Genomic DNA, 8114 nt, shown 5'->3' on the forward strand with positions numbered 1-8114 from the left:
TTTTAAAAATATTTATAAATTTGGCATCTAAACTAGTAACGAAAGTATATAAATAATCAAATCAACATACCTATTAATATAATGGTAGTAATAATGTAATTAATGCTATAGCCTTTACGTATATACTAAACTGCAATCAACAGAACTTACTTACAAACTTATCGGATAAAATCCGAATTGCTAAAGTAGATTCTTGAGAACTCAGCCCATTTGGCGGACCAGACGGAGTATTATTTGCGTCTACTATGTAAATATCTCTGCTAAAGTTGTCCCTTAATATATCAACTTCTCCGACCTCTAATAACATTTTATTAGCAAAATCCAAAACAAGACGAATCTCTGATTTACTCAAAACATCAGATGGAGAAACTAAAAAAACTTTAGAGTTGACGTTACTAAATCTAGTTTCTTTAGGCCTAAATTTAATATAACAAAAAGGTATTTCACCATCAAAGATTACAGCTCTTATATCAACAATGAAATCATTTAGTGAGTTATCTATCAATTTAGAGTAGCTAAATTTGTCATCTACTTCTTCTAATTTTATTGGGCAATTGATAATTTCTCCATCATGACGGGCTTGTACCCTTGATTTCTTTACAACAGAGCCTTGATAAATAGTAGGATCAACTCCTAAATCGTAACCAAATGCATCTAGAAATTTACTTTCAACAATATTTTTATCATCTGTAAAGTTATAGTTACCCAAGATTTTGATACTTGGAAAACGGTCTCTAACTGAATGGTACGCTTGTTTAACTTTTTCAAAATTCCATCCCCAACCGTCGCCGACAATACCATTCATCCAAAGCATTCCACCAATCGGTTCTGAAGTCATCGTATCTTCAGTTACAACCTTAATACCAGTATGTTTTACAACCTTTGAATACACACCACCTGATAAGAAGTTTTTATCATTTCCGATAACCAAGAATTCCTTCCCATCTATAAAGTTTGACGGGTTCTGCTTTGCTACAAAATCTTCAAAAATACTCACATTTAACCTCTTCGTAAAAGTAAAAACAGGATGATATTTAACACTCCACACCATATAAATTAAATATATTCAGAATTATCAACATATTGTTTACTTGTCATAGCCAGTTTAATTTATCCGTGTAAAAGAAATTAGCTTTGAGCTACTCTCAAATCCTAACAAATAAAAGCAAAAAAGACACACTTCTAACATAAAAGTGTGACTAAAAATCTAAATACCAATACGGAACAATCCCAATAATCATGCTCTATTCAAAAGGCTTAACCAAATAATATCACTAATAATAAAATTTAAAACAACACATAAATCAACGCAAAAAATAAAAATACAACTCGCACTGTAATATAGTAAAACCATATAACACAAGACTAATCAAGAGAGAATAACAAATTATTAGGACCGAATTTTTCCACGTAAATATCGAAGTCAGCACGATATAAATCTGTAACAATAGACATTAATTCTTCATCATACATCGCTGTATGAGAGGGGCATTTACCATGCCTCTTTAAAACGGCAATATCAAACGCAGAAACATTAGAAAAACAATCACTAGTTAACATTTCAAAATCTGTTATGCCATGATTGGTTAATCCTCTGGCATCTACAACTGAAAAACCAATTTTTTTATTAAGAACATCAATTGCATTGGAAAATTCCTCCATCGAGAAATAATCACTATAGTTTTCATATAACAAAAAGTCCACTTGAGGGCGCCAGTGTATATTACTTCTAAGAATACGACTGTTTTTCAATGAATTAACAAATTCTCTAAATGTTAAATCATCTAAGTTAAAGCGTCTGTCTAAAGCAGAATGATACTGCCATGCATCAAGCTCCTTAGATACTAACTTATCTAAAAATACTGAAGACAAACGCCTAAAAGGACAACGTAGAACTACAAATGAATATTCAGCTGATACTATATCTTTGATACTAGGATTAAATGTTTGATTATTAGAATGAATCCAATGACCTTGAGTGATATCTTTGATAAAGCCATTATCTATAGCAGCACTAAGCCTCAGAGTAGAACAACCATTCTTCGGTATAAAAGAATATATTGCATTTCTATTATATAGGGATATAGCATGACTCCTTGCCAAATTAAATGCAGGATTTTTATCCAGATTTAGAAATGACGAAGAGCTATGTTTTATATTAAACATATTATCTCCACTATAAATATTATCTAAATTAAATGTCTAATTATATCGTGAATATCAGTATTGCATTCCCACTTAGTATCACTCTTAATTAATGAAGAATCGAGAACAAATCCTTGCGACTCATTTTCTCTAGAAGGAACCCTATTGATAAGAAGTTCTTTTTTTGTTATGTCACAAATAATAGCTATAATCTGATTGATACTATATGCTTTACCGCTACCGATGTTATAGACATTACTTTGGAGACAATCAATTTTTATCAATTCAACAAAAGCCGAAGCAACATCCTGTACATCAATAAAGTCTCTTTGTTGCTCACCAGAGCCTATAAGATTAAATTCCGAATCAGAATTCAAAGATCTTAAGATTGCTCCGATGACACCTTGTTCTTTATTACACTGATTTTTTCCTATCGGGTTTGCTATTCTAGCGATAACGTAATTTAGCCCTGCAGTTCGACCTAAATACTCTAAAGACACTTCGCTCAATTGTTTAACTAATCCGTAAGATGTTTCCGGAGCCAAAGTAGATTCTTCATCTCTGTGATAAATGTTCTTATCATAGACCATTCCTCCAGAAGAAGAATAAATAAACCTCGCATCCGAGGAAAAGGTTGCCGTATCCTTGGCAATTTTCATTAAATTTGGCAAGAAAAATTCCACTTCCAACTCAGGGTTATCCATATATTTCATTGGAGAAGAATTACCAACTAAATATATCACTGCGTTAACATCATTATAGAAGCGAGAAAGTTCCTCTTGTTCAAAAGACAAATACATGTCTAACGAAATAGAATCACCCTCGATACTATTTCTATCAACTGTCTTATATGGCAGGCCAATTTTATCTAATAGTTTTTTCGTTTCTTTGCCAATGAATCCTGTTGAACCAAAAATGAGTATCATCTTAACACCTTCCTACCTGGTCTATAAATGGCTTCCTCAAATTCTCGTCATCTAATAAACACAACAAAGACTTCTCGAAATTATCAGAAGCTTTCGCATATTCAATTAACGCATCCACTACTACATCATACTCATCCAATGAAAGTAGACGCTTAAAGTCTTCAGGTAGTTCCGAATTTGGATACAATGTGTCGATTATTCTGTCTTGGTAAAACGCTCGAATCCAACATACCTCAAACATCATCCAATTATAATCAGACTTAATTGTATTTGTACTATGTAGCCGATAATTCATCAGGGGATTATTGATACATATAGGGTTAGTTTTTAATGATGCTCTCAAGGCAAAATCCCAGTCATGTACAAAACGTAAATTTATAAAGCCACCCAATTCATCATATAATGATCTTTTTATCACCATATTTGAGGTTGTCGATGTAAAATTACTTATAATCAGGTTTTCTAGAAATTCGTTCTTTGAATCGTTTCCGTCTCGATATTCGTGTACCCATTTAGGGAAACAATTTGTCCAACCTTTTTTTAATCCTATACGATTATCATTCTCATCAATAAGATTAATCCAGGAACATGAAAATTCTGAACCACTATTTTTCATAGCTTTTATCATTTGATCAAAACGTTGCAATTCAAAGTTATCATCTGAATTCAAAATGGCAACATATTCACCTGTAGCTTCTGATAAACCTCGATTGATAGCATGATGAGCACCTTGGTTTTCTTGGACAATTAACTTAAAACGCACATCTCTTACGGTGGACAAATAACTCACAGAGCCATCCTGTGAACCATCATCCACAACTATTAATTCTAAATCTTTATGGGATTGGTTAAGAACCGAATTTACAGCTTTTTTTATATATTTATCGTGATTATAACTAGGAATTATTATAGATATCATGTTAAGCCTTATTTAAACTCTTAAAGAAAGAAATATATTTCTTTGATACTTCACTTGTTGAAAACTTACGATAAATCTTACTTCTTCTATTAATAAGATTCTTTTTCAACTTAGGCAAGTTTTTCACAAACTCATCAAGTTTCTCTACAAATGTATCAACATCGTTGTTATCACATATAATACCAGCCGAAAATTCCTCTAGAGTATCTCTAATTTCGCCAACATCAGTCGAAAGCGCCGGAACGCCCATATATATGGCTTCTATAAGTGCTAAAGGGAGACCTTCATAGTTAGATGTAATAACAAGACCATCGATAGAAACATAAAACTCAGAAATATTCTCAACTCTTTCTATAATTGTTATGTTACTTAGATTATTTTCCTTAATAAACGTTTTACATTCGTCTTTTAAATCACCATTCCCAACCAAGACAAAATGCAAACCCGTGTTATTCTGATAATGCTTAACCAATTCCAAATAAAGTATTGGGTTTTTCTGATCTGTTAATCGACCAACGAACGCCAATATCTTCCGATCAGTTGGCAGTGAGTATTTATCTAATAAACCAGCTCTTTTTAAACGCAAACTTTTATCAGCATTATTAAAATTTACACCGTGAGATATATATTTAAATTTATCTTTAGCAAAATTCAGTTCATTATTAAAAACGCTCTCTATTTCCTTATTAACCGCAACAAAACCATCGCTTTGTAACATTCGGCCTTCACGTAACTTATTAATCCAACCAGCATCATGATCGTAGCATTGATTATCAATTATAATACTATCTTTGAAAATCTTCCGAACCTTGTTAAAATTATTTGCCAACCAAACAGAGCCATTGGTGAATAAAATATATTTAGGGTTTACACTTTCATTTATATACGTAAGAAATTTTAAGTAGTCGCGTCTGTCAACTAATTCATTTGCTTCCCAGAAACAATCAAAATTATCTTTAATCTCTTCATGCAGACTACCATTGTTGACACTTACTTTTTCTAGACTAAGATAGGCAACATTAAATTCACGTCTAAATTCTTTCGCAAGGTCTATTGTCAACCTTTCAACACCACCTACTGCGACTTTCATTCCTAAGAAAAGAACAGTTTCTTTATTCGCATCTAAAAAATCCATACATGGTTTTGTATATTCTTTTTCTTCATAGACATCAAAAGAATTTGTTTCTTGCCTGGACAAAATACCAGTCTGATAATTCATGTTGAATTTATTCGGCAGAACACTGTCAATAATATCACCTTTGCCAATATAAGAATTATCATATAAAAGATTAAGTACCTTCCCTCGGTAAGCTTCAGAAAGATCATAATTAATTAGGAAATTAAATGATACTTCCTTATCGAAAACCATAGAATCGCGTAATCTTCTAACTTTGATTCTTGGTAACTTGTCTAATCCATTAGAAACAATAGAAAAATTCAAGCTCTCAAAAGACATAGACAAGATCGCTTGATAAAGCGTATTTTCAGGTAGCGAGTTCTTTAGTGAAGTGGGATAATAACAAATATCGAAATCTACTTTATCTAATGATACTTCGTTCAAACATCCATCTTTATACTCATAGAACTTCTTACTTCTAACAATCAAAAACTTTTTCTCAAAGTTGTACTTCAAGTCAAACTCTTTAATTTCATCTAAATTAGAGTAATCCAAAGCAATTAGAATAGAGGAATTTTCACGTCCTTCTAAAGGACTTTCATAAGAAAGTTTTCCATCCAAGAAAAATTTCGCCAATTTTTTATGACTTAATATATTATTTCTAACTAGTTCTTTAGCATGCTTTTGCTGTACTATCTCGTAGTTTTCTTCTAAAGATTCTTGAGCAGTAATAGATGGATGTGAATCATGGGCCGTCCTATAGTAAGTCGATACAATAGGAATATATTTCGTCACGAATGTTTTGGTATATCTAAGTATAAGTTCCCAGTCTACTAACCGTGACATTTCCTCACTAAAGCCACCAATTACATCGTATACCTCTCTTCTATGACAAAAGCCATTCATATCGATATAATTTTGCTTTAGAAGATTATGTCGGTTAAATTTACCACCTATAACATTAACATCATTTGACAGTTCATTTATAGCATATATAGGCGTATATACATTGTATACATTTATATCTTTCAACGCGTAGCGATATAACTTAAGAGTATCAGGATACCAGTAATTGTCACTATCTAAATAACAAATAGCATCACCCTCAGCCAAAGATAGTCCTTTATTTCTAGCTTTTGATGAACCACCATTAATAGGCATCTCAACTAACTTTATCTTACCCAAATTAATTTGTTCTGAAAATTCTTCTTTTATGTATTCTATAGAACCATCTGTACTGCAGTCGTCAACAATGATTAACTCAAAATTTTTATAACTTTGATTCAAGACTGAAACAATAGCATCCGATATGAGATCTTTCCTGTTGTAATTAGGCATTACAATAGAAAAAAATACATTATCATCTTCACGCAAGATTTCATCTTTAATGTTATCTTCTAATAAGCTTTGCAACCGAGGGTAGCCATCCACAATTAGATTATTCATATCTTTTGGTCTAATTATATTATTGTAGACATTTATCGATTTATGCTTTTCTCTATTACGAAGCAAACATTCTAGAAAATTTTCATTATCATTTACATCAAATTTATAACCAAAAATTTCCTCATAGTATTTAATATCAAAGCCTGGTTTAAGCAGTGAAGCATACTTAAATCCTTCCTCATGATAATGAATTAGAGCCAAACGGTTATCGCTTTTCTTCATATACTGATGCCGATACCACGCACAGTCAAAGAAATCACTTGGTGGCAAATTACTTTTCTCAAAGTTAATATGATGCTCTAAAAGAAAAAACTTACTTTTCTTCACCGATGGATGCTTTTTATCATAAAATTCAGGATCAAAATAAGGATTTGGCTTTCTATATTCGCCCTCTCCGAACTCTAAATAATGAAACAACGGATTTAAACCAGAATCAAACACATCTTCATTGTTATTTAAATACCATTCGGTAAAGAACAACGGATTAGGATTTGAATATTTCTTATTTTTACATGATTCAATGTAGTGAATCAGTGGGCTTTCACTATCACTTATCTTATTTTTAGACCTATACCATTTGGTAATAAATAAAGGATTGGGGTTTATATTTAGATTTTCCCCTGTAGTGAGAAAATCGCTTACGACATCATCTATATTTAGATCTGAACTTAAACCTCTTTTTTCAATATATTTACTTGCCTGAAGAAGCCCGGACGATTTTACAATTTCAATTTTTTCGTTAATTGTTTTCATTTTTTAAACTTTAATCTATCAAATTCGGTATGTATGAAATTAATTATAATAATGGCTTCCACCAATCATCGTTGTTTAGATACCAAGTAATAGTTTTATTAATCCCAGTCTCGAATGATTCAGCAGGCTTATAACCCAGTTCATTGTTGGTCTTAGTCGCATCAATCGCGTAGCGGCGGTCGTGGCCGGGGCGCTCAGTCACATAAGCAATCAGGGATTCTGATTCACCGGACCGAGCTGCCAATGCTAACGGGTAACGGGAAGCCAGTTCTGCATCCTCAGCAAACGCCTGGTTCATCAGTTTACACACCACTTTAACGATATCGATATTGGCCCATTCGTTATGGCCACCGATATTGTAGTTTTCACCCAGGCGGCCTTTGTTCAGTACCAGGTCAATGCCTCGTGCGTGGTCGGTGACAAACAGCCAGTCACGGATCTGCTGGCCGTCGCCGTAAATTGGCAGCGCTTTGTTGTGCAGGATATTGGTAATAATCAGCGGGATCAGTTTTTCCGGGAAATGGAAAGGCCCGTAGTTATTGGAACAGTTAGAGGTAGTGACCTCTAAACCGTAAGTGTGGTGGTAGGCACGCACCAGGTGATCAGAGGCCGCTTTTGAGGCTGAGTAAGGTGAGTTTGGTGCGTAGGCCGTCTCTTCGGTAAACGCAGGGTCATTCGGGCCGAGTGTGCCGTACACTTCATCAGTTGAAACGTGGTGGAAACGGTGCGGTAACGGTGATCTGCCTTCCGCTTTTGGCTCATCCAACCACACCTTTTTGGCGCTCTTGAGTAAACTATAAGTACCAAG

6 protein-coding genes are annotated in these 8114 nt (G+C 33.4%); all 6 read right to left on the reverse strand.

Features of this window, described 5'->3' with window-relative positions:
- Nucleotides 1-136 precede the first annotated feature (136 nt).
- Nucleotides 137-997 (reverse strand): hypothetical protein, encoded by an 861-nt coding sequence (locus ACN0QX_RS14585; RefSeq protein WP_417198003.1) that lies wholly within the window; start codon nucleotides 995-997, stop codon nucleotides 137-139.
- A 368-nt stretch (nucleotides 998-1365) separates the two neighbouring features.
- Complete coding sequence (locus tag ACN0QX_RS14590) at nucleotides 1366-2166, reverse strand: sulfotransferase family 2 domain-containing protein (RefSeq protein ID WP_417198005.1); 801 nt, start codon at nucleotides 2164-2166, stop codon at nucleotides 1366-1368.
- A gap of 23 nt (nucleotides 2167-2189) precedes the next feature.
- Nucleotides 2190-3071, reverse strand: a complete 882-nt coding sequence (locus tag ACN0QX_RS14595) for an NAD-dependent epimerase/dehydratase family protein (protein ID WP_417198007.1) — start codon at nucleotides 3069-3071, stop codon at nucleotides 2190-2192.
- A 1-nt stretch (nucleotide 3072) separates the two neighbouring features.
- The gene (locus tag ACN0QX_RS14600; RefSeq protein WP_417198009.1) at nucleotides 3073-3990 is read right to left on the reverse strand and encodes a glycosyltransferase; all 918 of its coding nucleotides are present in this window, start codon (nucleotides 3988-3990) and stop codon (nucleotides 3073-3075) included.
- Between the two features lies 1 nt (nucleotide 3991).
- Nucleotides 3992-7306: a glycosyltransferase gene (locus tag ACN0QX_RS14605; RefSeq protein ID WP_417198011.1), complete on the reverse strand. Its 3315-nt coding sequence runs from the start codon at nucleotides 7304-7306 to the stop codon at nucleotides 3992-3994.
- Between the two features lie 43 nt (nucleotides 7307-7349).
- The coding region (locus ACN0QX_RS14610; RefSeq protein WP_417198013.1) for a dTDP-glucose 4,6-dehydratase at nucleotides 7350-8114 on the reverse strand (765 nt) is incomplete at its 5' end.

The organism is Bizionia sp. (assembly GCF_048259285.1).
GTDB lineage: Bacteria > Bacteroidota > Bacteroidia > Flavobacteriales > Flavobacteriaceae > Algorimicrobium > Algorimicrobium hallyeonense.

What these genes read in the sequence shown, in the direction of transcription:
- ACN0QX_RS14590 (WP_417198005.1), bottom strand. Translation starts at nt 2,166, where the DNA reads ATGTTTAATATAAAACATAGCTCTTCGTCATTTCTAAATCTGGATAAA.
- ACN0QX_RS14605 (WP_417198011.1), bottom strand. Translation starts at nt 7,306, where the DNA reads ATGAAAACAATTAACGAAAAAATTGAAATTGTAAAATCGTCCGGGCTT.
- ACN0QX_RS14600 (WP_417198009.1), bottom strand. Translation starts at nt 3,990, where the DNA reads ATGATATCTATAATAATTCCTAGTTATAATCACGATAAATATATAAAA.
- ACN0QX_RS14595 (WP_417198007.1), bottom strand. Translation starts at nt 3,071, where the DNA reads ATGATACTCATTTTTGGTTCAACAGGATTCATTGGCAAAGAAACGAAA.